The 26,994-nt window shown below is 38.6% G+C and carries 18 protein-coding genes; 15 read left to right on the plus strand and 3 right to left on the minus strand.

The annotated features are described in order from the left end of the window. Positions 1-8: 8 nt before the first annotated feature. The 9 genes from ABJQ32_04255 to ABJQ32_04295 all read left to right on the plus strand — a co-directional run bounded on the left by ABJQ32_04255 (position 9) and on the right by ABJQ32_04295 (position 14,102). Entirely contained in the window at positions 9-428 is a 420-nt protein-coding gene (locus ABJQ32_04255; protein ID MEP5288836.1) for a CBS domain-containing protein, read from the plus strand. A gap of 223 nt (positions 429-651) precedes the next feature. Next, entirely contained in the window at positions 652-1,113 is a 462-nt protein-coding gene (locus ABJQ32_04260; protein ID MEP5288837.1) for a hypothetical protein, read from the plus strand. A gap of 230 nt (positions 1,114-1,343) precedes the next feature. Further along, positions 1,344-1,676, plus strand: coding sequence for a PadR family transcriptional regulator (locus tag ABJQ32_04265; GenBank protein MEP5288838.1), 333 nt, complete (start codon positions 1,344-1,346; stop codon positions 1,674-1,676). After that, on the plus strand, positions 1,676-4,276 hold the full coding sequence (locus ABJQ32_04270; protein MEP5288839.1) for an ABC transporter permease: 2,601 nt from the start codon (positions 1,676-1,678) through the stop codon (positions 4,274-4,276). The genes ABJQ32_04265 and ABJQ32_04270 overlap by 1 nt, the downstream gene beginning before the upstream one ends. Positions 4,277-4,438: 162 nt before the next feature. Next, a complete protein-coding gene (locus ABJQ32_04275; GenBank protein ID MEP5288840.1) occupies positions 4,439-4,771 on the plus strand; it encodes a PadR family transcriptional regulator in 333 nt (110 codons plus the stop codon). Continuing rightward, positions 4,768-7,368: an ABC transporter permease gene (locus ABJQ32_04280; protein ID MEP5288841.1), complete on the plus strand. Its 2,601-nt coding sequence runs from the start codon at positions 4,768-4,770 to the stop codon at positions 7,366-7,368. The genes ABJQ32_04275 and ABJQ32_04280 overlap by 4 nt, the downstream gene beginning before the upstream one ends. Positions 7,369-7,481: 113 nt before the next feature. Further along, positions 7,482-10,118 (plus strand): M14 family zinc carboxypeptidase, encoded by a 2,637-nt coding sequence (locus ABJQ32_04285; protein ID MEP5288842.1) that lies wholly within the window; start codon positions 7,482-7,484, stop codon positions 10,116-10,118. A 355-nt stretch (positions 10,119-10,473) separates the two neighbouring features. Next, the gene (locus ABJQ32_04290; protein MEP5288843.1) at positions 10,474-10,950 is read left to right on the plus strand and encodes a GNAT family N-acetyltransferase; all 477 of its coding nucleotides are present in this window, start codon (positions 10,474-10,476) and stop codon (positions 10,948-10,950) included. An 11-nt stretch (positions 10,951-10,961) separates the two neighbouring features. Next, a complete protein-coding gene (locus tag ABJQ32_04295) occupies positions 10,962-14,102 on the plus strand; it encodes a hypothetical protein (protein ID MEP5288844.1) in 3,141 nt (1,046 codons plus the stop codon). A 181-nt stretch (positions 14,103-14,283) separates the two neighbouring features. On the opposite strand, the gene ABJQ32_04300 is transcribed toward ABJQ32_04295, so the two are convergent. Next, positions 14,284-14,565: a DUF6567 family protein gene (locus tag ABJQ32_04300; protein MEP5288845.1), complete on the minus strand. Its 282-nt coding sequence runs from the start codon at positions 14,563-14,565 to the stop codon at positions 14,284-14,286. 242 nt (positions 14,566-14,807) lie between these two features. Between ABJQ32_04300 and ABJQ32_04305 the strand changes: the two genes are divergently transcribed. The 4 genes from ABJQ32_04305 (at position 14,808) to ABJQ32_04320 (ending at position 18,454) form a co-directional block, all read left to right on the plus strand. Continuing rightward, a complete protein-coding gene (locus ABJQ32_04305; protein ID MEP5288846.1) occupies positions 14,808-15,836 on the plus strand; it encodes a DUF2927 domain-containing protein in 1,029 nt (342 codons plus the stop codon). A gap of 339 nt (positions 15,837-16,175) precedes the next feature. Continuing rightward, positions 16,176-16,916 (plus strand): WG repeat-containing protein, encoded by a 741-nt coding sequence (locus ABJQ32_04310; protein MEP5288847.1) that lies wholly within the window; start codon positions 16,176-16,178, stop codon positions 16,914-16,916. 364 nt (positions 16,917-17,280) lie between these two features. Next, positions 17,281-18,108, plus strand: a complete 828-nt coding sequence (locus tag ABJQ32_04315) for a hypothetical protein (protein ID MEP5288848.1) — start codon at positions 17,281-17,283, stop codon at positions 18,106-18,108. Positions 18,109-18,265: 157 nt separating this feature from the next. Beyond that, entirely contained in the window at positions 18,266-18,454 is a 189-nt protein-coding gene (locus ABJQ32_04320; protein ID MEP5288849.1) for a hypothetical protein, read from the plus strand. Between the two features lie 166 nt (positions 18,455-18,620). Here the strand turns inward: ABJQ32_04320 and ABJQ32_04325 are convergent, their stop codons facing one another. After that, a complete protein-coding gene (locus tag ABJQ32_04325; GenBank protein ID MEP5288850.1) occupies positions 18,621-19,178 on the minus strand; it encodes a transposase in 558 nt (185 codons plus the stop codon). A gap of 197 nt (positions 19,179-19,375) precedes the next feature. On the opposite strand from ABJQ32_04325, the gene ABJQ32_04330 reads away from it, so the two are divergent. Further along, complete coding sequence (locus tag ABJQ32_04330) at positions 19,376-19,759, plus strand: hypothetical protein (GenBank protein MEP5288851.1); 384 nt, start codon at positions 19,376-19,378, stop codon at positions 19,757-19,759. 103 nt (positions 19,760-19,862) lie between these two features. Further along, positions 19,863-20,102, plus strand: coding sequence for a hypothetical protein (locus ABJQ32_04335; GenBank protein MEP5288852.1), 240 nt, complete (start codon positions 19,863-19,865; stop codon positions 20,100-20,102). A gap of 131 nt (positions 20,103-20,233) precedes the next feature. Here ABJQ32_04335 and ABJQ32_04340 read toward each other — a convergent pair whose 3' ends face one another. Next, positions 20,234-26,935, minus strand: coding sequence for an OmpA family protein (locus ABJQ32_04340; GenBank protein MEP5288853.1), 6,702 nt, complete (start codon positions 26,933-26,935; stop codon positions 20,234-20,236). Positions 26,936-26,994: the final 59 nt, after the last annotated feature.

The raw sequence follows: 26,994 nt of genomic DNA on the forward strand, positions 1-26,994 counted from the left end.
ATACATATATGAAAAAAAGAGAGAAAGTAGAGAATGTCATGACCAAAGACGTTCAAACCGTAAATATTACCAATTCACTAAAACAGGCTAATGACCTGTTTAACAAGTACCACATTCGGCATATCCCAGTGGTATCAGGGGACAAATTAATTGGCATACTGAGTCAAACAGACATTTTGAGGATCAGCTTCGGAAACACATTTGGCGAAGAGCAAACTGGATCAGATGAAGCAATTTTTGATATGCTATCCATTAATCAAGTAATGAAGCATAGCCCTGAAACAGTAAGTCCCGATGATACCATTAAAGATGCTGCTGAGGTTTTTAGCAAGCGTGAGTTTCATGCACTTCCTGTAGTAAAGAATGAAAAACTAGTCGGTATCATTACTACAACAGATATCATCAATTACTTTATCGAGCAATTCTAAATCAACAAATCCCTCGTGATGAGGGATTTAATTTCATTTTTTCAAAAAATAACCTTCATTGCCACAGGCTCTAGTTATTTGAGTATCTTCACTAATACGTTATACTAAATATAGAATGAAACTACTACTTTCATTACTCCTTTTACTTTCTCCATTTCTACCGTTTGCCCAATAAATTGATGACTTTAAGAAGCTTCTCAGACAAGTCGATATGTATTTTACTATGCCAAACGGATTTGTTGAATCTGAAATTATCCCAAATGAAGCAATGGAATATGAATATGCAATAGAAGGCGCCTATGGTGAAGTACGGTTTGCTATCAGGCCAATTACGCTAAAAGAATATGCAAGCGAAGAAGAAGAGGCAGGCTATCTAGAGAGGTTAGAAATGGAAAACAGTCAAATAAAATGGTTTCTGATGATGACCATCCTCAATCTAAGCAATGGAATAGATTTCCCTATTAAGGAATATAACAACATACAGAAAGATTTATTCAATGCCAGTTGGGCAGGAGCAGCCACCGTCCTAATAGATTCAGATTTTTCAAACAAGTACAAGTATTGTCACATTATTTGTATTCACAAGAAAGACAAGGCAACCAGTTACATTTTCTACCTCTCCGAAAATATGGAATTGTTAAAAAAGAATTTAAGAAAAAGTGTTAATGCTATTTCCTATTTCTGATAAGTAGGCTCTCTTCATACTACTACATTTCATCGGATCTCTTGCAAATCCAATCCAAACAATGTAGAGTTTAACAAAGCAAAATTCCAATTTAAATTGTTTCGGTTATGCAACCTTTATCATTTTTGATTGTATTTAGTTTACAATCATGAAAGAAACCTAACTGACTTATATTCGTATTTGATTTACAATTATGAAATAAACAAGCATCGATCAGCGCAATAATGAAGATGAAATCATATCAATTAGGTGAACTCGAAGAGTTGGTGTTAATGATTGTAGCCATTCTCAATGAGGAAGCTTACGGAATAAAAGTAATGGACGAAATAGAAAAACAAGTTCACCGGAAAACGAACATCAGCGCCATACATACAGTACTGGATCGCTTAGAAAAAAAAGGATTTGTGTCTTCGTATATGGGAGGGGCAAGTGCCGAACGTGGTGGAAGAAGAAAAAGACTTTTCAGAGTAACCGCTGAAGGTTCCAATGCCATTGAATTTGTACATCAATCTCGAAATGAGCTTTACAATCAAATTCCAAAGACGATGCTTGGATATCAATAATGAACAAAAAAATTCCACCTAAATGGGCGTTAAGATTTCTTAAATTTTACTGCAAGGATCACTACTTGGAGCAAATTGAAGGAGATCTATTTGAGCTATTTGAACGTAATAATTCCAGATTCAAATTTGGCTGGAATACCATTCGCTTCTTTCGATGGAGGTATTTAAAAGGACTTGAAGATTTTGAACAATTAACAACACTCGCAATGGTCAAAAATTATTTAAAAGTAGCTATTAGAACACTCTTGAGACAAAAGAGCTACACGTTTATTAATATCTCAGGGCTAGCAGTTGCTATTGCGTCCGCTCTCCTCATATCCATGTATATCTTTCATGAAAAAAGCTATGACAACTTCTTTCCTGAGACAGATAGGATGTATAGAGTAGCGAATGGAGATCACGGAAGATGGACTCCCTCCTTGCTCGCACAAACGATTCAGGCAGAAATACCTCAAATAGAAGCTGCAACAAAGATTAATGGTTTATCAGAGTCTTTCCTGGAAGTGAATGATCAGGGTATCCTACAAGATGGAGGCCTTTGGGTAGACGAGAATTTTCTAAAAGTCTTTGATATTGACTTAAAGCAAGGGAGTTTGGAATATGCACTATCTCAACCAGATCATTTGATTCTTACAGAAACACTTGCAGATAAATACTTCAAGGATATTTCTGCAATGGACAAAGTCATCAGTATTGATGGAGACCAATTCAAAGTAGTAGGTATCGTAGCTGACCCTCCGAGAAACACTCACATACCCTATAAGTACATTGTAGCTAATCCAATAGATCCAGATCAGACATACCACTGGAGTGGAAATAATACATACACCTATACCAAACTTAAAAAAGGTGCTACTACTCAAGAGGTCTCAATCCTATTAGCTGAACTATATGAAGAAAAAGTAGGACCAGACTTCATAGAATATACAGGGCATGAATCATTCGAAGCACTCGTAAAGGAATATCCCAATCGCAACTTTGCATTTACGCTTATTCCTGTATTAGATATTCATCTTAAAAAATCTAATTTCAGTTTAGGCTCTCAAGGGAACGAAGAAAGCATTCTCATATTCAGCCTCATTGCCGTATTCATTTTGATAATCGCATGCATTAACTACATCAACTTATCTACTGCCCGATCAGCTCTAAGATCCAAAGAAGTAGGAATAAGAAAATCGCTCGGCTCTCAAAAGAAAAATATCATACTTCAGTTTCTCACGGAATCTATGCTGATCACATTCTTATCATTAATTTTCGCATGCATACTAGCTGTTTCGTCTATTAATCTTTTTAATGAACTCACCCAGAGATCTTTTGTCAATGCTGATCTTTTTACTCCTAGTAATCTTCTTGTGTTAGCTGCTTTATTAATTGTAGTCGGTCCACTTGCAGGTGGGTATCCAGCCTATGTTATGTCCAGATTTAATCCTATTCAGGCACTAAAAGGTGGAATTACCAAAGCTGGTAAATCAACCTTGAGGAATATACTCGTCATATTTCAATTCGCGACTTCCGTCTTTTTGATTGCCATAACGCTAGTCATCTATTTTCAGGTAGAACACCTACAATCACAGGATATAGGTATTGATATAAATAACACATTAGTCATCCGCAACGGTACAGAGCTTGGGGATAAATATGACGTTTTAAAAAGTGAGCTAGAGAAAAAACCGTATATCAAGCAGGTAAGTAAAACCAGTAATGTTCCGTTCTATGGATTTCCTGACTATGGGTATTCAGTACCCAATGAAGCTGGACAGGCATTTAGCCCATATAATGCTTTTATGGCTCCTGGTACAGAGAAAATCTTCAATATGGAATTGATAGATGGGCGATTTTTTAAAGAAGATTTTATTCCTGATACCGCCACAGTCATCGTTAATCAAGCGCTAGCGAAAGAGCTTGGATGGGAAAATCCGATAGGCAGAAAACTTGAACGTGATAACAAAATTTATACTGTAATAGGGCTAGTCAAAGATTTCAATTTTACTTCACTAAAAAGAGATGTTGGCTCCCTAATCATTAGATATGGATTCGATAGCTACGAAATTGGTATTTATCATCAGAACTATATCCTTGTTCAATTTTCCAATCAAAATCTTATGAAGGTTTTTGATGATGTAGAGAACCAATGGTCAAACCTGGCCGGGGGTTATCCATTTGAAGCAAAATTTTTAGATGATACCTTTCAGCAGCAATTTGAAGGGGAAAAAAGGTTTGGAATGACCTTTACCACTTTCTCAGGAATAGCTATTTTCATAGCATTGCTCGGGTTATTCGCCCTTACTACTTTCGTTCTCCAAAGGCGTTTCAAAGAAATTGCTGTGCGAAAAGTGTTGGGAGCTTCGGTTACCTCTCTTATTAACATGATTATCAAAGACTTCACCAAGCTTGTTCTCCTAGGAAGTATCATAGGAATAGGTGCTGCATTTTATTGGTTGAATGATTGGCTTCAAGGCTATGCCAATCGCATTGAGATCACATGGTATTTGCTAATCTTACCTATCATCATCATACTCATATTGACATGGGTTGTTGTTAGTGCCAAATCATACAAGGCAGCTGTTGCCAATCCTTCCCAAGCACTAAAAGACGAGTAGTAAAACTTTATTTTATCAATTTTCGTATTTGTAGTAAATGCATTTATTCTACATTTACGAAAATTGATAAAATGAAATGAGCATTAATGCTGAAATCTCCTAATAAATAGGTGAGCATAATTAATGCGAATTCCATGTGACAGCTAAAAACCAACTATTCACATGAAAGGAACTCATTTAGGAGAATTTGAAGAACTCGTTCTATTAATCATAGGAGTTCTATATCCCAGTGCCTATGGCCTAGCTGTAAAGCAAGAAATAGCCAATCAAACCAAAAGATCTCCTGCCATTGGGGCTATACACTCTGCCCTCAGTAGGCTAGAAGATAAAGGATTCTTAAAATCACACCTCGCAGACGCCACTCATGAGAGAGGTGGTCGAAGAAAAAAACTATATGAGATTACAGCTTCAGGAAAACAAGCAGTTGAGTATAATCGATCACTTAGAAATACTCTTTGGAATCAAATCCCAGAGCTGGCCTGGAAAAATGTATGACAGAAAAACATAGTCATAAGCCCACTTCCAATCCTCCTAAATCAGCTGATCGGTTTTTAGAATGGTTCTGCAAAGAAGAATGGCTGGAGCCCATACGAGGTGATCTTTTTGAACAGTATCAAGTGGATAGAGAAAAGCACAGTCGCTTCAAATCTGGCTATCTCTATTGGATGAATACAATCAATTTCTTAAGACCTTTTGCAATGAAAAAAAATACGACCACATCAAATCACATCGCTATGCTGAAAAACGTACTACGAACTTTTTCCAGACAATTAATTAGAAAACCACTTCATCATTCGATTAATATCCTAGGTCTCTCTTTTGGTTTAATCGTCGCATTTCTAGCAATATTTTGGATCGATTATCACCGAAGCTTTGATCGATTTCATGAGAAAAATGATCAGCTATATAAAGTCTTCACAAACCGTTATAGCAGTGGCGAAACTCAGACCTCAACTGGTGCTATTCTCGAGGTTACTCAACAAGCACAACAAAGCATTCCCAATATTGATCAAGTAACCAGAGTAATCTCTAATTGGAGATGGCCTTCAGAACAGTGTTTCAAAATAGATCAGAATAAATCCTGTATCTACAGCAAAGGAATTTTTGCAGATTCCTCGTTTTTCAAGGTATTTGATTTTCAAATACTAAGTGGTTCATCTAACCCACTTACATATCCAAAGAGCATTGCTTTGTCTGAATCTGTAGCTAAAAAATTATATGGAGATGAAAACCCAGTGGGGAAAGAATATCTGGTAGACAACCATTTCAAGGTCACCATTTCCGCGGTATTTAAGGATGTCCCTGCGACTTCCTCTCTTCAATTTGAATTCATTGCACCATTGAAACTGGCTTATGCACTTTGGGGTCAAAAGGAAGAAAACATGAAGCAATATTCCTTCATCACTTACCTAACACTCAAGAACAAGGATAAGCTCTCTGTTGAAAATCAAATCAATTCCTTATCTGTTTTGGAAAAATATGAGAACCTGAGCGTCTTTCTTCACCCTTTCAACAAGGTCCATTTGTACAACAATTTCAAGAATGGAAAAGCTGCCGGAGGTTTGGTTTCATATGTACGAATCATAGGCCTATTTGCCATTTTTATCCTCACCATGTCCATGGTGAATTTCATCAACTTAACTACCGCTCAATCTTCGTTGCGAGGCAAAGAAATTGGCGTAAGAAAAGTAAATGGAGCAAGTAAATCATCATTACATTTTCAATTTTTTATCGAAACTCTTCTCAAAGTAATCATTGCCTCTGCATTAGCATTGATTCTTGCTTATGTGATTCTCCCATATCTAAATCAACTGATAAATGAAGAAATTCATTTTAATATCAATGGCAGCTTTGTAGTCAAGATTTTATCTATCATTATTTTGACAACCGTACTTTCAGGGATCTATCCTGCACTGGTTCTATCAAGATTTAATCCTGTCAGGGTCTTAAAGAATTTACCATTTAAGGGAGGTGGCAAAAAGAATGTAAGAAGATGGTTAACCATCACCCAAATCAGCATTTCTGGGGTCATCATCCTACTCACCAGTGTGTTTTATATGCAGCTGAATTATATGCAAAACATAAGCACTGGTTATGATCGAAAAGGCATATTAGTAATGGAGCCAACTTACAGACACATCAAGGACTATCAAGCATTCACTGATGAGTTAAAACAAAATCCTTTGGTTAGTCATGTGGGCTCAAGCAACGCTAATATGATTAATGCTACCTATTCAACAGATGAAGTATCCTGGAGTGGGAAAGATCAATCTGAAAAAATTCAGTTTAAACCCATCGGTGTTGATAATGGACTATTAGAAGTTTTTGAATTAGACTTACTTGAAGGAGCATTATTCAACCAATCAGATACTACTCAGCAGATCATTCTTACAAAAAGTGCGCTAAAGAGAATGAATCTCAGTAATCCAATTGGACAAACCATTAAAATTTATGGCGAAACAAATAAAGTAGTTGGAATCATTAAAGACTTCAATAGTGAATCCATGCACGAATCTTTAATACCAACTATTATCTATCAAGTACGTCCCCAGAATGCTGGCACTATATACATTCGTTACAATCAGAAACGAACAGCAGAATCCATAGCTTTCATTGAAGAAAAATATGATCAGTTCGAACCCTTCTTTAATATGAAATATAAGATTCTGGATGAGGAATATTCTCAACTATATCAAGAAGAACAGGTCATTAGTAACTTATCTGTTTTTGCAATGATCATTGCTATCATAATAGCCATGATTGGCATATTAGGGCTGTCAACTTTTAATACTATAAGAAGGTATCGGGAAATTGGACTAAGGAAGATCTTTGGTGCAAGTGGTTCCCAAATTGTACATACGCTTTCAAAAGAGTTTATTTGGATAGCTGTGATTGCCAATATAATCGCATGGCCACTTAGCTTATGGATGATAGATTACTGGCTCTCTGGATTTGCTTATCGCATTACAATACCTTATGAAATGTTTCCATTGAATCTAATTCTTACAGCAGCTATCATTCTGATACTAGTCGGCATTCAATCGCTTCGAGTGGTCAAACTCAACCCGACCGAAGTGATACGAGATGAGTAGTATTAGATAAATAAACGGTCAACCGTCCATCATATTTTAGTGCTTCTCACCGACAACCTTGAAAAGTAAGTCAGGTGGTATTTGTATCTTCATCATCCTTTAAACCTAAAAACATGAAGAAGACTCTCACCTTACTCCTACTTTCAGGAGTGCTCTCAGTTGTTATTGCTCAACCTCAAGTAGTTGATTCCGAAAGGTTCAAATTCGGCTCGAATTCATCTACCAATTCATCAATTGTCTCTCCTAAGGACTTTTTAGGGTATCAACTAGGCGAGAATTTCACTGGGTACGCACATATCGTTTCCTATTACAAAGAACTAGCAGAACAATCATCAAGAGTATTGTACAATGAATATGGAAAAACTTATGAAGGTAGACCTTTGATTAATTTGGTGATTTCCTCAGAAGAAAATATCCAAAATATTGATCAACTGCAGGAGACGCATATGAAGTTATTGAATGCTTCCTCTTCAGAATCTCAATCGATTATCGAAAACCAACCAGTATTCACTTCTTTTTCCTACAATATTCATGGAAATGAAGCTTCCTCTTCAGAAGCTGCAATGCAAGTAGCCTACAGAATGGCAGCTGCAACTGATGATGAAACGAAGGAAGTATTGAAGAATTCAGTAATCATCATGTATATCTGCATCAATCCGGATGGCAGAGACCGATATGTCTATTGGTATAAATCTATGAAACGAATCAAAAGACCAGGTTTTGAACCTAAAGACTTAGAGCATTTCGAAGGATGGCCGGGAGGAAGAACCAATCACTACTGGTTTGATCTGAACAGAGATTGGATCTGGGGATTACACCCCGAATCCAGAGGACATACTGGAGAATATCAAAAATGGATGCCGCAGGTACATGTAGACTATCACGAGCAAGGATACAACTCTAATTATTTCACCATGCCTGGTACCACCCCAAGAAACAAGTTACTTCCCAGTTCTTATGAGTCATGGTCAAAGGTTTTCGGTGACGCGAATGTGGCTGAATTTGATAAACACCAAATCAACTATTTCACAAGAGATGCCTTTGACTTCTTTTATCCTGGGTATGGTTCAAGCTGGCCAAGCGTAATGGGTGCCATTGGCATGTTGACCGAACAAGGTGGACACTCTGCAGGTGGACGTATTGTAGAAACTAATGACGGGTACCATTTAACATTACGTCAGAGAGTATTTGATCATTATACTACTTCTATAGCTACCATTAAGGCATCAGCTGATAATCGTAAAGAACTCCTGAAATACAGCTATGATGCATGGCAGCCATCCAATAGCAAGACCAACACCAAAGCCTATTTCTTTTCAGACAAAGACATGTATGCCAATGAGGTGGTTAATGTACTCATGAGAAATGGCGTGAAAGTCTATCAAGCTAACAGCAACTTCCAAATAAGTAGTGCAAAGAACTATCGCACGGGTTCAGTAACAAAAAAATCACTGGCCAAAGGAGCGTTCATTGTTCCTACCGATCAATCCAGAGCACTATTCATCAACAGTATTATGGAGCGAAATATGTCCATTGAAGATTCGGTTATGTATGATATGGCCTCCTGGTCCGCTCCTATTGCCTACAACCTGGAGGCATGGTCTACCAATGGATCTTACTCAGTAGGCATAACAGAAATAGAGGAGCCGCTATCATCTAAAGGTGAAGTTGTAAATCCGAATGCTGGCTATGCTTATGTTATTGACTGGACGCAAAGAGATGCTCCTAAAGCACTAGCCAAACTGTGGGCTAAAAAGTATAATGTGCGAGCTGCTGAGGAGCCTTTCAGTGATGGTAATATGAATTTTTCATCCGGCTCGTTGATCGTCCTAAAGGGTAGAAATAGAGAAAAAGCCTCCTCCATAGCGAATGATATGCAGGCCATATCCAAGGAAGCTGGAGTGAAAATCGTTGGATTCAATTCAGGTAGAATGCAAACCGGGATGGATTTGGCTAATTCAGGAAACCGACCGATCAAACAACCTCGAATTGCTATGATGGTCGATCCGCCATTCAGTTCGTATACCGGAGGTCAGATTTACTTTTTGTTTGATTGGATCACAGAGCTTCCTATCGAACGAATCAGAACGACAGCTTTAGAGCAAACAAGCCTTCCAAAGCAAGGATTCCGATTTGGTGGAGCAGACCTTAAAGATTATGATGTACTAATTCTTCCTGGTGGAGGTAGTACTTTAAAAGCCCTTTTTGGAGAAGACCAGCAAAAACAAATTAAGGCTTGGATACAAAACGGCGGCACACTAGTCGCTACCGAAAGTGCTGCGGGGTTTTTCACCAAAGAGAATTCTAAGATCACTGAAGTCGAAATGAAGAAATCTCCTAAAGACAGTAGTGATGCCGTGAACTACCTCAAGTATGCTGATCGAGAAGATTACTTTGGAAAACGGAGAATTCCCGGCTCTGCCATGAATTCGAAAATCGACATCACCCACCCGTTAGCCTTTGGACTCAAAGAAAGTCTTTATACATTGAAGTTTGGGAATGATGGTTTAATTCCATCTAGTAAATTTCAAACAGTGGGCCACTACGAAAAAGATCCAAACAAAATGCTAGTTGCAGGATATGCTTCAAAGGAAAATTTGGATCATCTGGCAGGTCAATCATTTGCTGGAGTAGCTAATATGGGCCAAGGTAAGATTGTCTATCTCATTGATAACACTCAGTACCGAATGTTTTGGTTAGGCCCATCCCGAATGATGCAAAATGCTGTTATGATTTTACCAGGGTTTTGACTTGTTCTACTTTATCAAATTGCTTAGAAATATACCCAATCATTCCCGGTCTTGTACCGGGAACTTCCAATATTGGAAAAATGGTGAAATGAATTCGGCAGGTTCCTTTCAAGCAAGTAGAATGAACGATTTTATGTATCAATACAAAAACACATCTCCTTATTCATCAAGCAATTCTTGGTCTTTTTCTCCTTACTTTTTTCCTTGACGAAAAAAGTAACAAAAAAGTCAAGAAAGTTTGAAAGCTGCCTCCCCTCTATACCAACGCACCCACGCCAAACTTTCAACCCAGCCCGCCTACATGCAAGGTTGATGTATACTTTTTCTAAGGTACTAGTAATTTCAAATTAAAAACATGAGTTCTCCATTACATACATTGACAATCACGGAGTTGAAGAAAGATGATCTTACATCTTTTAAAGATCTAATTCTGCTCTTTGTACAGGTATTTGAAAGAGAAGACTTCTCCATTCCAGATTCAGCTCATTTAGAAAAACTCCTCAAAAAGGATGATTTTGTGGTGTTCTGTGCCCAAGTTGATGGAAAAGTGGTAGGTGGACTCACCGTTTACATTCAAGAGCAATACTATTCTACTAAGCCTCTAGCCTATATTTATGATCTGGCAGTGGAAGCACAACTTCAACGGCAAGGAATTGGTAAAAAACTCATTCTAGCAGTTAATGAATACTGTCAGAAACATGGATTTGAAGAAGCTTATGTACCGGCAGAAAAAGAAGATCATCATGCGATTGACTTTTACCGCTCAACTAAACCAACCTATGAAATGGATGTCATTCATTTCTCCTACACCTTAGATCAACATAAAACCTAACCCTTAATACCATGACAAGATTATTGATCATTTTGCTGACCTTCTGTTCTGTCCTATCAGTAGAAGCACAGAAAAAGAAGAAAAAATCTGAGGATCTTCCAACACTAGATGCTTCGCTTTACGAAGGACTGAAATGGCGAAATATTGGTCCAACAAGGGGTGGAAGAAGTGTAGCCTCTACAGGTATCTTATCCGATCCCATGACTTACTACATGGGAACTACAGGTGGTGGTATCTGGAAAACATCTGATGCGGGAATTACCTGGAAAAACATCTCTGATGGTCAACTAAAAACAGGAACCGTAGGTGCCATAGCTGTATCAGAATCAGATCCTAATGTTATCTATGTAGGAATGGGAGAACACGCCGTTCGTGGCGTGATGACCTCTAGTGGAGATGGTGCATATAAAAGTACTGATGCTGGAAAAACATGGAAGCATATTGGCCTGAATAAATCAATGCACATATCTGATGTGATCATTCACCCGAGCAATCCCGATGTGGTGTATGTTTCTGTACAAGGAGCATTGTATGGCCCATCCAAAGAGCGAGGTATCTATAAATCCACAGATGGAGGAACGACATGGAGGAATATATTATTTGTAGCAGAAAACACAGGAGCCTCTTCCCTATCTATGGATATGACCAATCCCAGAATTTTGTATGCTGCCATGTGGCAACATCAGCGTTTCCCTTGGACAGTTTCCTCAGGAGGACCTAATTCAGGACTACATAAATCCGTCGATGGTGGTGAAACATGGGAAAAAATGGAAGAAGGACTGCCCGAAGAAATGGGTAAAGCAGGCATTTCTGTTTCCAGAGCAAATCCCAATCGTGTTTTTGCTATCATAGAAGCAGAAGGCAAAAAATCGGGACTTTATCGATCGGATGATGCTGGGAAAAAATGGAGTCAGGTCAATAGCGATCGTGTACTCATCACACGATCGTGGTACTACATGGAAGTTTTTGCAGATCCTCAAGATGAGAACAAGGTATATGTACTGAATGCCCCTGCTATGAAATCCATCGATGGAGGGCGAATTTTTCAAAACATGTCGACTCCTCATGGTGATAATCATCACTTATGGATCAATCCTATTAACAATGATTACATGATCAATTCCAATGACGGAGGTAGCAATGTTTCTCTCAATGGAGGAAAATCATGGTCAACACAGCAAAATCAAGCTACAGCACAATTCTATCGAGTGATTACCGACAATCAGGTTCCCTACCATGTGTATGGCGGACAACAGGACAATTCCGCTATCGCAATTCCTAGTCGAACCAATGGATGGGGCATTGGATGGAAAGACTGGTACTCAGTGGCAGGATGTGAGAGTGCTTATCTCGCTTTTGATCCAGAAAACCCAGAGGTCGTTTTTGGTGGCTGCTACCAAGGGATTATCGAACGCTGGGTGAAAGAAACAAACGAAGGAAAACCTATTTCCCAATATCCTGAACAGCGACTTAGCGGTATTCCGAAAGATTTCAGCCATCGTTTCAACTGGAACGCACCGATCATTGCTTCTCCACATGATCCTAATACTATCTATCATGCAGGAAACGTAGTGTTCAAAACAATAGATGGAGGTCAATCGTGGAAAACAATCAGCCCTGATCTGACCAGAAATGACACGACCCAGCAAGGGCCTGGCGGTCGCCCATTTACCAATGAAGCTGCCGGTGGAGAAAACTACAACACGCTCATGTATCTCGTAGAATCACCACATGAAGAAGGCGTACTATGGGCTGGTTCTGATGACGGGCTTGTTCATTTAACCAAAGATGGTGGCCAATCATGGAGTAATGTCACTCCAAGCGGCCTTCAGGAAGGCATTGTCAATTCCATTGAAGTCTCTCCCCATGATCCAGCCACTGCGTACATCGCTGTGATGCGATACAAGTTCAATGACCTAACTCCTCTGGCGTACAAAACCAATAATTACGGAACAACATGGACAAAGATTACCAATGGATTCGACGATCCTAACGGGTTTGTGAGAGTTGTGAGAGAAGACCCAAAAGTCAAAGGCTTACTCTATGCTGGGACAGAGACTGGTCTGTATATTTCTCAGAATGATGGAGCAAGTTGGGGTAAGTTTCAACTGAATCTTCCATTGGTACCTATCAATGACCTAACCATTAGGCAAAATGACCTAGTTGCTGCGACAGCAGGCCGTTCATTTTGGATTTTGGATGACTTAAGTCCCATCCAGCAATCAGCAGGAAAAGGTAAAATCCTGGGAGGCATGTTTAAGCCGAAAGATCAATACCGAATTCTTGGAGGATCCGCTCCAGTAGAAGCAGGTAAGAACCCTCCTTCCGGGGTGACTTTTGATTACTTCTTTTCCAAAGAACTACCAGATAGCGTCGAGTTGAACATAGAAATATTGGAGAATAACAAAGTGATCAGAACCTATTCAAGCAAAAAAGATGAAGGTTTTAAAACATGGCCTGGAGGCCCGCCCTCTCCTGCCCTACTTCCAGTGAAAAAAGGTCTTAATCGCTTTACCTGGGATTTCAAGCGTGAGACGCTTCCAGCCGTCGATGGTGTATTTGCATTTGGTGATTATTCTGGGTCTCGTGTAGCTCCGGGCACCTATGAGATTCGACTTATCGTTGTTGAGGAAGATTCAACAACTCGGTCAGTAAATATCCTTTCTATCCCAGAAATGAAATATTCAAAATCCGTTTGGAATGAGCAGCAGCAAATGCTACTTTCCATTGAAGAAATGATCAGGGATATGCATGAAAGTGTGAATACGATGCGATCAGCTAAAGCACAACTCAATGGATATCAAAAACGATTGAAAGGCAATGAAGAGGCGGAAGATTTATTGGATACAGCCAAGGCACTGGTCCAGAAGATAGAAACATGGGAAAACAACCTAATCCAACCCAAACAAAAGACCTTTCAGGATGTGATCAACTTTGAAAATAAACTCAACACACAATTGATGTCTCTGAAGTCTTTCATAGATGTAGCTGATCCACGCGTGACTGAAAGCTCTAAGGCGAGATTTAAAGACCTGCAAACGGAGTGGCAATCGTATGCGAGTAGCAGAAAGCAACTGATTGATGTAGAATTAAAGGCTTTTAATGACCTATACAAGAGTCTGGATTTGCCAGCGGTGATTTTAGAAAAGTGATCTTACACAGATACTAAAGAGAGATTGGTATCTCTAAAAACGACAAAAAAGAACTAACTCTATGGTCTGTGACTCACAGACCATAGAGTTAAGTATTACTCCGTAAACTCAATCACGTGTGCACTTACATTTATCGTTCTTTTATAGTAAAATGGAGGAACTCCGCCGATATGCTCCTCGGTCATAATATTGACCAATGCTCTGGAGCCTGTAAGCTCCGCCTTATTGACCATATCTGCGTAGGCATTTTCATACAGTCGCTTTTTTTCATCCCACCGAATATAAGTACATATGTGACATCAGAACTTCCAGCTACCTTATCTATTACCTCATAGTTGTTACTCGAAAGATGAACCTGCGTAGAGTTCTGATTCTGATTGACCAAATAGGCCGCACTCACTCCACATGATGTGGAGAATAATAAAAGTGCGCCTGCAGCTAATAAAAAAGTTGATTTTTTCATTTCCTGATTTGTTTACAATGAAAGTCATGAATGAGTCCTTCTAGAACAATGATTCGTATCACTCATAAAAATGATCTAAGCCCCTTGCGTTTCAGAAAACAATTAATCGAGGTAGAATTGAATGTTTGTCAATGATCTGTACAAGCAGCTGATTTACCTGCAGTAACCTTTAAAGAATAAAGATTGATAGCTAAATTTAAATTTGAAAAAATACTCAGCATCGTATCCCAATAAAAATAAATATGTATTCAGAACTGAACATCTATTTCAATAGAACAAGAACCCATCGTTTTTTACCCATCCTTCTAGCTTTTATTGTTTTCCTATCAGCTTGTTCTGATGACACTACTGAAATAGAAGCTACTCTTTCCGTCAGTGATTTTACCACGACTCTATCTGATGTTCCCAGAGATCAACAAATCCTAGGCACTTTAGGTACCACAACAAATCAACCAAATTTGGTTTTCGACCTCATCTCTCAAAGTCATGATGGAGCGCTCGCTATCAATACCACAACAGGACAGATCACAGTAGCAGATGCAAGTATTTTCGATTTTGAAATCATTTCTGAAATATCTGCTGAAGCACTCGTTACTACAGGTGACCTTTCAGCAACAGCTGAAATAATCATCAAGCTCAGTAAGCTCAGTGACTATGACTTGGAAGTGATTGACTATTTCAAAAATATAGCATTGGGTTTTGAGTTTGGTTCGAGTAGTCAAATTACTAGAAGATGGGAGACCAATATGAAGATATTCATTGGTGGTCAAAGTAATTCAACTCTAACATCGGAGGTAGAAAAAATTGTTGGTCAGTTTAACAGTTTATCCACAAGTGGTTTTCAAATGGAAATTGTTTCAAATCAGTCGCAATCCAATTTTTTTGTCTTTTTTGGATCAGGTGATGAATATGCAAATATCTACCCATCGAGTGCAAATTTAGTAAGCTCCAACTGGGGACTCTTCAGTATTTTCTGGAATGGTGCTAACCAACTTACAAATGGTCATATGTATGTGGATATTTTCCGTGCAAATCAACAAGAGCAACTTCACCTTTTAAGAGAGGAACTCACTCAAGCAACTGGCTTAGCTCGAGATTCTGAGAAGTATTCAAATAGCATTTTCCAACAATCTTTCTCTACGAAAGTGACTGATTACGCCGATATTGATGAAGATATAATTAAGCTTTTGTATCACCCTGATATGAGGATAGGGCTCAATGAAAGCAACGTTGATCCATTGCTAAGAGAGATTCTAATTTCTGAAAATTAGCCTGAGTCTGATATATCCAAGGGAAGAACTGTAAGCTTTCAATGATCTGTACAGGGAGTTAGATTACCCGCGGTGATTTTGGAGTAGTATGCTTGTTAAAGCTTCAAGCACTTCTTTTAGTTTGTTTAAAATAAACAGTCAGAAGAGGTATTTTTGATGAATCCTTTTTTGTTACTAAAGTGGGTGCTATATACGACAACAAACGTTTATTAAATGACTAATGTCGTTTTTATTATTGATTATGAGATAGTTAAATAAAAGTAGCTCACCAAAAATACATAAGGGAAATAATGCGCACAGTGCGCGTTACATTATTGTTATGTTAAAAAAAAGACCTCTATGAAGATAAAAAACCTAATGTTACTAATCATCCTACTAATTCCTTTTGATGGTATCAGCCAAAACTTATATGAGTTTACTAAAAGCCAAAATGGGAAACAATTTAAAGGACTTGTAAATGAAAAAGGGCAAATGGTATTAGAGCCTAAATACGAATCCATCAAAAGAAAATTCATTTCTGGAAAAGGTGTTCTTATTGGTATAAAAAGGAGCTCTTATGAAGTCTTTAACCCAGAGGGCTTACTGTTAGAATCAGAAGTCGATAGTATTTACATTAATGATTGCACAAATCAATTGTTGATGATCCGAAAAAATAACAAATGGGGATTTTTGGATAATGCAGGTAGTCTAATCTTTAAACCACAATTTGATAGTGCTGGAATATTTAAAACTGACACTTCAATAGCATATATAAAGAAGAAAGCTTTTTTGATAACTTCTTCAGGTAATAAAATTATAGCTAAGAAATTTGATATTGATATTTCAGATTATTTCAAAAAGTGTGAGGAAGTCTCTTTCGACATTGATTTAGGTTTTGCGGGTAATTCCTATATAAAACAAGTCCAAGGAAAATATGGGGTCAATAAGTCAGGTAATTGGCTGATTAAACCTAAGTTCGACAAAATATATGATGGTTTGTCATGCTATTTAGTTAAAAATAAAGGTTTATACGCAATTTTCGATGAAACTGGAAAGCAGGTTTCTGAATTCAAATTTGAAAACCTAAAATTGTTTCAATAAACATAACAAACTAAAATGAATATGCGAATTGAGCCCTTTGATATAACAATGCGAATCGGAAATTTTCATACCTCTAGCAACTGGGGCGCACACACATTTTAGTTGGACGTTAGTGCTGTCGCCAACAATACCCGCTCTAGACAATCGTTTTCCAGTAACTGGTGGAATAAAAGGATTACTATAGACCTTTGGAGTATTCTCAAAATTGATTTTTTCGATTGCTGTTAACAACAATTGGGATTCGACTTCCAAACTTCAGAGAGGGGCCATTGCAACTAATCAGTTCAAAGTTGAATATTGCTTTTGAGGTAAAATAATTGTATAATTATCAACGTTAACGTATTAACGACCAACCATTTATGATATGAAGAACCTTGTCTTTTTCCTTTGCTTATTCACAATCATATTTAGTTGTAGTTACGAAGAAGACGAATTTAATTCTGAGGTATTTGAAGGTGATATTACCTTCTTAACTCAACAAGAAATTGATGAGTTTGGAAACAAAGGTTTTACACAGATAACAGGAAACATCACTATCGGTACCTTAAATTCTTCATCAACCTTGATCTCGAGTTTGAATGGGTTGCGTAAACTAAAATCCTTGAATGGTAATTTAATTATACAGTTTAACGACGCTCTGTTAAACCTTAATGGTCTTAACAATTTGACACTTATTGAAGGCTATTTTAGTGTTGTTGGGAACTCCAAATTAATCAACTTAGAAGGAGTGAATAGCTTATCAGCAGTAAATGGCAGCATATATATTTGGAAGAATAAAGCTTTGACAAACCTCAATGATTTAATGAATTTGACTTCTGTTGGACGAGAGCTATTTATTGGAGACAACCAAGAACTACAGGACATATTAGGACTTAGAAGTTTATCGTCAATTGGAGAAGAACTTCATCTTTCAGATAACACTTCATTACAAAGCCTGGAAGGATTACATAACGTCACATCCATTGGATCATTTTTATATCTTGGTTTTAATCGAGCTTTAGTAAATCTCAATGGTTTAAGAAATGTTTCTTCTGTAGGTGGATTTTTAAAAGTGAGGGAAAATGATCTTTTAGAAGATTTTTGTGGAATCCAAACCATTATTAATAGTGGATTAAGCAATGACTATGAAGTATTTGGCAATTCTTATAACCCCACTCAACAAGACATTTTAGATGGAAACTGCAGCGGTTAATGCACAGAGTGTAACTTTTACTTAAACCCTAATGTAAACGTCCGATTGTGCTCATCGATATGGTACGTCAAAACAAGAACCACACTTCTAACATAGTACATTAGGTATTATTGTGTCGAGAAACCATGAGTAACTAATTCAATCTTTATCAAAATCAATGAATAATAAATTATTTTATAGAAAATTATCAAGAATTGCATCAGGTATTATTTTCATGTTTATTGGCTTGGATAGTGCTCTGACATATCTAAACCATAATTCCTACAAAGTATTTATTGCGCTTCTAGCGATTATTGGGGGAGCTGGACTTCTATTCGAAGGGATTTTTGTAAAAAAGAGTAAATAATCATTAATAGCTATCTATTTCATATTATAATAATTGTTATTGATAATATTATTCAAGCTCTTGTTGGTGTTGTTCACCACAAGCTTAAATCAATCAGTCATCGCCTCCATATAATGCTCTACCCCATGGTCTGTGACTCACAGACCATTAATCTAAAGCGATCTGCTTAGAACCTTTCTCGGTAGTGAGTAAGGAAGTCAATATTTGAAGAAGAAGTTTCATAGAATGATGCTGAGGACCATTGGTAGTGCTCTGGCCGTGACACCAGATTCCATTTTTCTTGAAGAGGATTCCCATGGATGTAATCCAATTTTTGTTCAATTATTTTCTTAGAATCTATAAGAATGGCTAGTGAGTCTCTTTGCCAAACACGAAAAGAACGTTCTTTTTCATTGACTTGAAAATATGGAAGAACACTAGGATGATTCGCTTTCAAGTCTTTTACAATCAGATAGGCTGTTTTCTTAGCAAACGATGCGTGAGGTTTTTCTTTTCCATTCAGTGAAATCAACTCCCACAAAAGATGAATGTGATTTGGCATAATAACAAATCCATATACTCGAATGAGTTTTTTCTCAACCAGCTCACGTAACGTGTTAATAATGAACTGCTTGTATTTATTTTGATCTAATAGCTTTTTCCAATCCTTAATTGTGGCTGTCCAGAAGTACACCTCATTTAATTCAAGTGATGAATTTCTTTTCAACTCAAACATGGAATTCATATCTGAATTTATTCATTTATCACTAAAGTATTTGGAATAATATGGTCTGTGAGCCACAGACCATGAAATAGACTAGTTGAAATTGATTCTGCTTATAAGAAAAATCCAAATTTTACGATATAATTGCTATCGTGAACTCAAACCGATGAACAAACTTCTTCCTTACCTTGAAAGGGTCTTTTCAGCAATTCTAATAGTTGGATTCATCCTTCAACAAAATTGAACGGGGAGTTCCAACTCTAATTACTATTGGGTTAGGAGGCCTTGCAATTGTTTTTTTCCTGAACATAAAACGCCAAATTGAAGTCGAACCAGCAGAAGATGAAGAACCCGGTTTCAATGAACTTTTGGCATGGACAATTATGCCAAGACTTTTATGGATTGCAACAACTATCTCGACTGCAGCAATATTGTTTTATACCCTTCAACTTGGTAACGACGGGTATCTCAAATTGCTTTATGTTGGAGGATTTGTAATTATCATATCTACTTTAGTTTTAATTGTACTAAGAGTCATAGGCACAAAGCATCTTAACGCTTTGTTTCCTATCTACTTCAAGCCCTACCAACTCTGGGTCTAATACTTTACATGATCTTCGGGTGAACCCCATAACAACTAAAATGCTGGTAACGAACTTCCCCCCTCATTAACATTCTAACCAACAGGTTAAAAAACATCATTGATTGAAGTATACACACTACATATTCATCCTGTTCATTGCAATCATTACTTCCTTACTTCTTTGGATTTATATTAAGCGAGCAAGTTTTGATTACGATTCTGAAGGCCGATTTTTTTCTTCTGAAGATGGGGCTGTTTATCATGAACAAACCCTAGAAGTCTATGGGCTTTTTGCGCTATTCGGATTGATTTTGACCGGGGTATTAATCGTTAGATTGATCATTAAAAGAAAACACAGATAGCTAACAAAACCTAGCTGCATTGCCCCATCTAGCGCAAGCATAAAACCAAAAAAGACCTCTTAGCTAAGAGGTCTTTTTGATTATATCTAAGGTAGCTATTCAACTACCTAATACAATGATTGCATATTCGACTACTCATCTTCTTGCTGCACATCGTTTAACTGTTCTAACTCTCCAGCTAGATTACCAGTTAGTGATACGAATTCCACTCGTCGATTTTGACGCTTACCTTCCTGCGTATTATTAGAAGCGATTGGTTTACTTTCTCCGTAACCAATGGTTCTCAATCTGGTTTCAGCAATTCCAAACTTGACTAATGCATTCTTAATAGAGATGGCTCGTTCTTCAGAAAGCTTCTGGTTAGAGTCTGCCGGACCATCTGCATCCGTGTGTCCTTCAATCAAGAAGGCTAAGTCAGCATATTGCTTCATCACGGTAGCAATCTTATTAACAATTCGGAAAGACTCTGGCCTTAAAGTCGACTTGGCAACTTCAAAGTTGATTTCTCTGGTAACAAACTTACCAGTAGTAACAACCTGATCGTAAAGGTCAAGATCATCATCATCTAACGCTGTAATCTCACAACCAACGGCATCTGTAACCGTTACGGTGTATTTACCTAATGGAAGGTCCGTAATATCTTGAGTAGTTGCTCCATTACTCCACTGATACCTGTAAGGGGCAACTCCTCCATTTACTGAAATAAAGATTGCACCACTTGTGTCCCCACAACATTTTACGTTTCTCACCGAGTCAATTTGCAAATCTAGTTTTCCAGGTTGCTCGATGGTGGCGTTAATCGTGAGTAGACAACCATTCGCATCAGAAACCAGTACTGAGTAGTTATCTGCAGTAACGTTCGTCAAGTCCTGTGTCGTGGCTCCATTACTCCATGCATAGCTGTAAGGCTCCACACCTCCGATGATGTCAATATCGATGGCGCCTTGTTCATCTCCGTAACAGTTCACATCAGAAACACTCACAATCTCATATTTAAATGGATCAGGCTCTTCGACAGACGCTTCTAAATAAGTAACACAGCCATTGCCTTCCGTGATTTTCAATCGGTAATCTCCAGCTTTCAAATTGGTAATGTCCGGCGTAGTAGCTCCATTATTCCATTCAAACTCGTAAGGGCCCGTTCCTTCTAATGCCGTAACGTAAATGGCGCCTGTACTGTCCCCGTAACATTGGATATCTGTTATGGCATCTATGTTGCTCACAAGTGCAGGAGGTTGACCGATCTCACCCAGCACCATGGCTTTACAACCATTTGCGTCCTCCACTGTGCCTTTGTAGGTCCCTGCCAAAACATTGACCAATGTTGGTCCCGTAGCTCCATTATCCCAGGTAAACCTGTAAGGCTCAACACCGCCCGCTGCTCTCACACCAATGTAGCCAGTTTCATCACCATTACAGGTTACGTTTGATACGGAATCAACGATTATGGAAAGCAGCTGAGGCTCTAATACCTCAGTAGACAATTCCTGCATACATCCGTTTGCATCTTTTACAGTTACCGTGTATTTATCTGCAATAACATTGACTAGATCCTCCGATCTTTCTCCGTTACTCCAGGTGTATGAATAAGGTGTTACACCCCCGCTAACCGTGATATCGACATATCCTTTCTCATCATTTTTACACAAATTATGCTGTACGGTATCCAGCACAAGGGTAAGTACCGGAGGTTCTTCTACTTCGGTGTTGAGGTTGAAACTACAGCCATTTGCATCAACAATAGCCAGTGAATATTCACCTGCACCTACGTTAGATAAGTTTCGCTGGGAGGTCCCATTACTCCAGTTGAAAGCATATGGAGATGTACCACCTTGCACATCTATTTCTATTTTCCCTTCCTCACCTCCATTACATTCAATGTCTCTCACAGAAGTTACGGATGCTACTAATTCAGCAGGCTCTTCCACAACTGTTACTAATTTCTCCTCACAGCCTAAAGAATCACGAACGATCACATCGTACGATCCAGCAGGTAGGTTACTTACATCCTGAGTGGAATCACCATTACTCCAGAAGAATGAGTAAGAACCGACTCCTCCAATTACATAAAGTGAGATTGATCCCTGACGCTCTCCGAAGCAATTGTTGTGTACTACTTTGGAAATTTCTGCAACCATTTCTGTTGGCTCGTTGATGGTCGTTTCCAATGATCTACTGCATCCATTGGCGTCCATTATGTTAACAGAGTATTTACCTGCAATCAAATCTTCAATGTTTTGCGTTCTTTCTCCATTGCTCCACCTGTATTGATAAGGTTGAGCCCCACCTAGTACCTCAATTCTGATAGCACCCTCACTATCCCCATTACATTTCACATTTTCTACAGACACAATCCTTGCTTGTAAATCTTCTGGCTGTGTGATTGCAGCATTCAATGTTTTTTCACACCCATTCTGATCCGTAACTGTCAATGAATAATTGCCTGCTGTAATGTTTTGTAAGTCCTGGCTTGTCGCGTTATTGTTCCACAAATACCTGTAAGGAGGAACACCGCCCGTTACCGTAATGTCAAGTGAACCTGTTTGATCACCAAAACACAACACGTTTTTCACATTGTCTAGGTTGATGTTTATTGGGGTAGGTTCCGCGACTTTAGAAGTCACTACTTTTCTATGTCCGTTTGCATCTGTGACCGTTAACGCATAATCTCCCGAAGGAATATTGGAAATACTTTGCGTGCTGTCTCCATTATTCCAGTTGAATGTATAGGGTTGAACTCCACCGTCTACACTTACTTCAATAGCGCCAGTACGATCGCCACTACAAAGTATATCCGTCACTGAAGTTATTTTAACGTCTAACTCAGGAGGCTGAGTCACACTCGTATTTAAGACCACTTCACAGCCTTGCGAATCAGTAACAAAAACGGAGTAGTTACCAGCAGGTATCGTTTCGATATCTTGAGTTGTGGCACCATTACTCCAACTATAGCTATAAGGAGCTACTCCTCCTATTACATTTATATCAATCGAACCTGTACTTAACCCATAGGTATCTATGTTAGAAACACGATTGAAGTTTGCAACCAATTCTTCTGGCTCAGAAAGTGTTACCACAATGTTTGCATCTTCGCACCCGTTTGCGTCCATGATCCGTACTGAATAAGTACCAGCAGGAACATTATTTAAGTCTTGAGTAACTGCTCCATTACTCCACTCATATTGGTAAGGGGTAACTCCTCCTTTTACTGAGATATTAATGTTACCATCCGTGCCATCAGCGCACGAAACGTCTTTTGCACGAATTAGATCTACAACCAGTGGTTCCGGTTCGGTGATTGATGCATTAAGCTCCTGAACACATCCATTCGCATCGGTGATGGTCACCGCATAATCCCCTGCAACCAGGTTACTTAAATTTTGCAGTGAAGATCCATTGCTCCAGCGAGTGGTGTATGGCCTTACTCCTCCGGTCACGTTCAATGTAATGGATCCCGTAGAATCACCGTTACATTTAATATTTTCAAGGTTTAGAATTGAAGCAACAAAAGGTTGTGGTTGTTGAACGGCCGTGGAAGCCGACTTCATACATCCATTTGCATCCGTCACCGTGATGCTGTAGTTACCTGCAGCCAGATTACTAATGTCTTGTGTTTCAGCGCCATTACTCCAACTGTATTTGTAAGGCGCAACGCCTCCTTCTACTGAAATATTAACAGCTCCTGTATTATCCCCATTACAAAGTACATTGACGACATTGTCAAGTTTCAATACTAATTGTGATGGTTGAGTAATTTCTGCTGACAATACATTTTGGCATCCATTGCCTTCAGTGATTGTAACACTATAGTTACCCGCAGGAACGTCAACCAGATCTTGAGTTGTCGCCCCATTGCTCCATAAATATTGATATGGACCAACTCCTCCAGTAATAGATATATCTATCGCACCGCCATTATTTCCATAGCAGTTCAGGTTGGTCACATCATTGATGGTGTACTTCACTTCTGAAGGTTGATTGATCGTAGATTGAACTTGCTCTTCACATCCATTTGCATCGGTCACTTTCAGTAAATAATCTCCAGCAGGAATATCAATCAAGTCTTTAGTTTTCGCTCCATTACTCCATTCATACGTATAAGGTACCACTCCACCACTGACACGAATCCTCACCTCTCCAGTGCTTTGTCCGTAGCAGGCTATGTCTTTTTCAGACTCAAGAATTGCGATAAACCTGGAGGGCTCTGAAATCATCACTTCTTTCAATTGAGAACAATTATTCGCATCAGTTACCGAAACCGAATATTGTCCCATTGGTATTTGACTAATATCTTGAGTAGTGGCCCCATTGCTCCACTCATATTTATACGGTGGAATTCCGCCATTCACAGTAAGATCAATGGCTCCCGTTTCCTCACCAAAGCAAAGTATATCAGTGGATTCAATTGCAATCTCCATGAGTGGTGCTTCTTTAACTTCAGCCGATAGTGTATCGACACACCCGTTCTTATCGATCACTTCAACATTGTAGATCCCGCTTTTAATATTGGATAGATCTTGTGTGGTAGCTCCGGTATTCCATTTATATCGATAAGGAGGAACCCCCCCAACGACATTGATATTCACCTCTCCCTGGCTATCCCCAAAGCATAAGTTGTCAGTAGTGCCTTCTAATGTGGCTACTAGTTCGGTAGGAGAAGTTATTGTCTGGCTATAAGCAGCGGTACATCCATTCGCATCGGTTACCGTCATGTTATAGTCTCCTGCGACCAGATTGCTTATGTTTTTTGTTGAATCTCCTGTATTCCAACTGTAAAAATAAGGACTGGCACCACCGGTAATGTTCAGATTTATGAATCCATTATTATTTCCAAAACAGTCAATATTTTCAACACTTTCTTCCCTGATCACTAAAAACTCTGGTTGAGTTAAACGTGTGCTAACATTTTTCACACAACCATTCGCATCGGTAACTTTCACATCATATTGTCCTGCAGCTAAGCCACTTAAATCTCTGGTTGTTGCCTCATTATTCCATAGATACTCATATGGTTCAACTCCGCCAGAAACGCTGAGAGAAATTGATCCTGTCGCATCATCATAGCACAGAATATTCACCACCTGATCCAAATCAGCAATCATTTCTTCTGGTTGAACGATCACTGTATCTAACGATAATTCACACCTATTGGCATCCACAATTTTCACGGAGTATGAACCTGCAGGTACGTCCGTAATATCTTGGACAATCATTCCATTGCCCCAGTAATATTTGTAAGGTGCAACTCCACCAGAAACCTCAATATCGATTCCTCCTGTTTTATCCCCGTTGCAAAGAATGTCTTTCACCTCTACCACTTCAGCCATGAACTTTTCAGGCTCAGTTAAAACAGTGTCCACTTGCACTTCAAAATTATTAGCATCTTTGATTACGACAGAATATTCACCTGCCGCTAATCCGGAAATATCTTCACTAGTTGCGCCATTACTCCAGAGATATTCATAAGGTCTAACACCTCCTTCAACAGATATAGAGACTGCTCCAGATTCATTACCGTAACAATTGATATTGGTTACTTCATCGATAGCGGCAGAAAGTAATTGAGGTTGCTTAATGGTTACGTGTATAATCTTACTACAGCCAGTTGCGTCTGTTACTTTGGCATAGTAGTTACCGGATTCTAAATTATCAATATCCTGAGTTGTTCCTTCGTTATTCCATTTGTATTTATAGGGGGCTACTCCACCTTCCACAGCAATATCGACCGAACCGTCATTGCCTCCATGGAACGTAACATCTTTGCTTGCTACAAGAGTAACCTGAAGGTTCTCAGGTTGTGTAATTTGAGCCTCCAGAGTTTCGCTACAACCATTTGCATCTGTAACTTTTACGGTATAATTACCCGCTTTTACTCCTGCAATGTCTTGTGTATTGATACCATTGCTCCATTCATAAGTGTATGGGATCGTACCACCTGTTACACCGATATTTATTGCACCTCCTTCATCTCCGTAACAACGGACATTTCTAACATCATCAAGGTTTAAAACAAGTTTATCAGGTTGCTCTACCCGTGCGGTGTACACCTCTGTACAGCCTTCTGAATCAGAAACTGTCACTTCATACTGACCAGCCTTAAGGTTCGTCAAATCTTCCGTCGTGGCACCATTACTCCACACGTAAGAATAAGGTGGACTGCCGCCTTCTATCGAAATGTCAATGCTTCCTGTTTCATCACCAAAACACTTTATATTGGTTAGATCATCAAAAGACCTGACAATGAGCGGTTTTTCTTCGACTTTTGCAACAACGATTTCCTGACAGTTATTTGCATCTGTTATCAAAACAGAATATTCGCCTGATACAACTCCACGCAAATCCTGCGTTTTAGCTCCATTACTCCAATTGTAAGTATACGGTGCAACTCCACCAGATACTTCCAGGTTAATTGCGCCTTGGTTATATCCGTAACAAAGGATGTCGTCAACATCTGCAATAATACCCGTAAGCGGTTCTGGCTCTTCAATGACAACAGTTAATGTATCGCTACAGCTAAATCCATCATAAACTGCGACACGATAACTTCCTGCGGATAGATCAGCTACATCCTGAGTAGTTGCTCCGTGACTCCAGAAGTAATTATAAGGTGGAAAACCTCCTGATGGTGTGATATTTATTGCTCCTTGATTGTCTCCATTACATTTAATATCTATGATTTCATCAAGTGATATTATGATTTTAGGAGATTGTGTTATAAAAATATCAACACCTTTATTTTGTTTAACACTGGATGTATCCTGTGCAAACGACTGAAATGAAATAAAGAAAAATGCCGAGATCGACACTATCTTAAAAAGCTTTTTGATTGTCATAGGTTGGTTAGGTTCTCGGATAATGGTTTTAAACCTCTATCGTTATATATAAAGATAGT

The sequence above is a fragment of the Marinobacter alexandrii genome (assembly GCA_039984955.1).
GTDB lineage: Bacteria > Bacteroidota > Bacteroidia > Cytophagales > Cyclobacteriaceae > Ekhidna.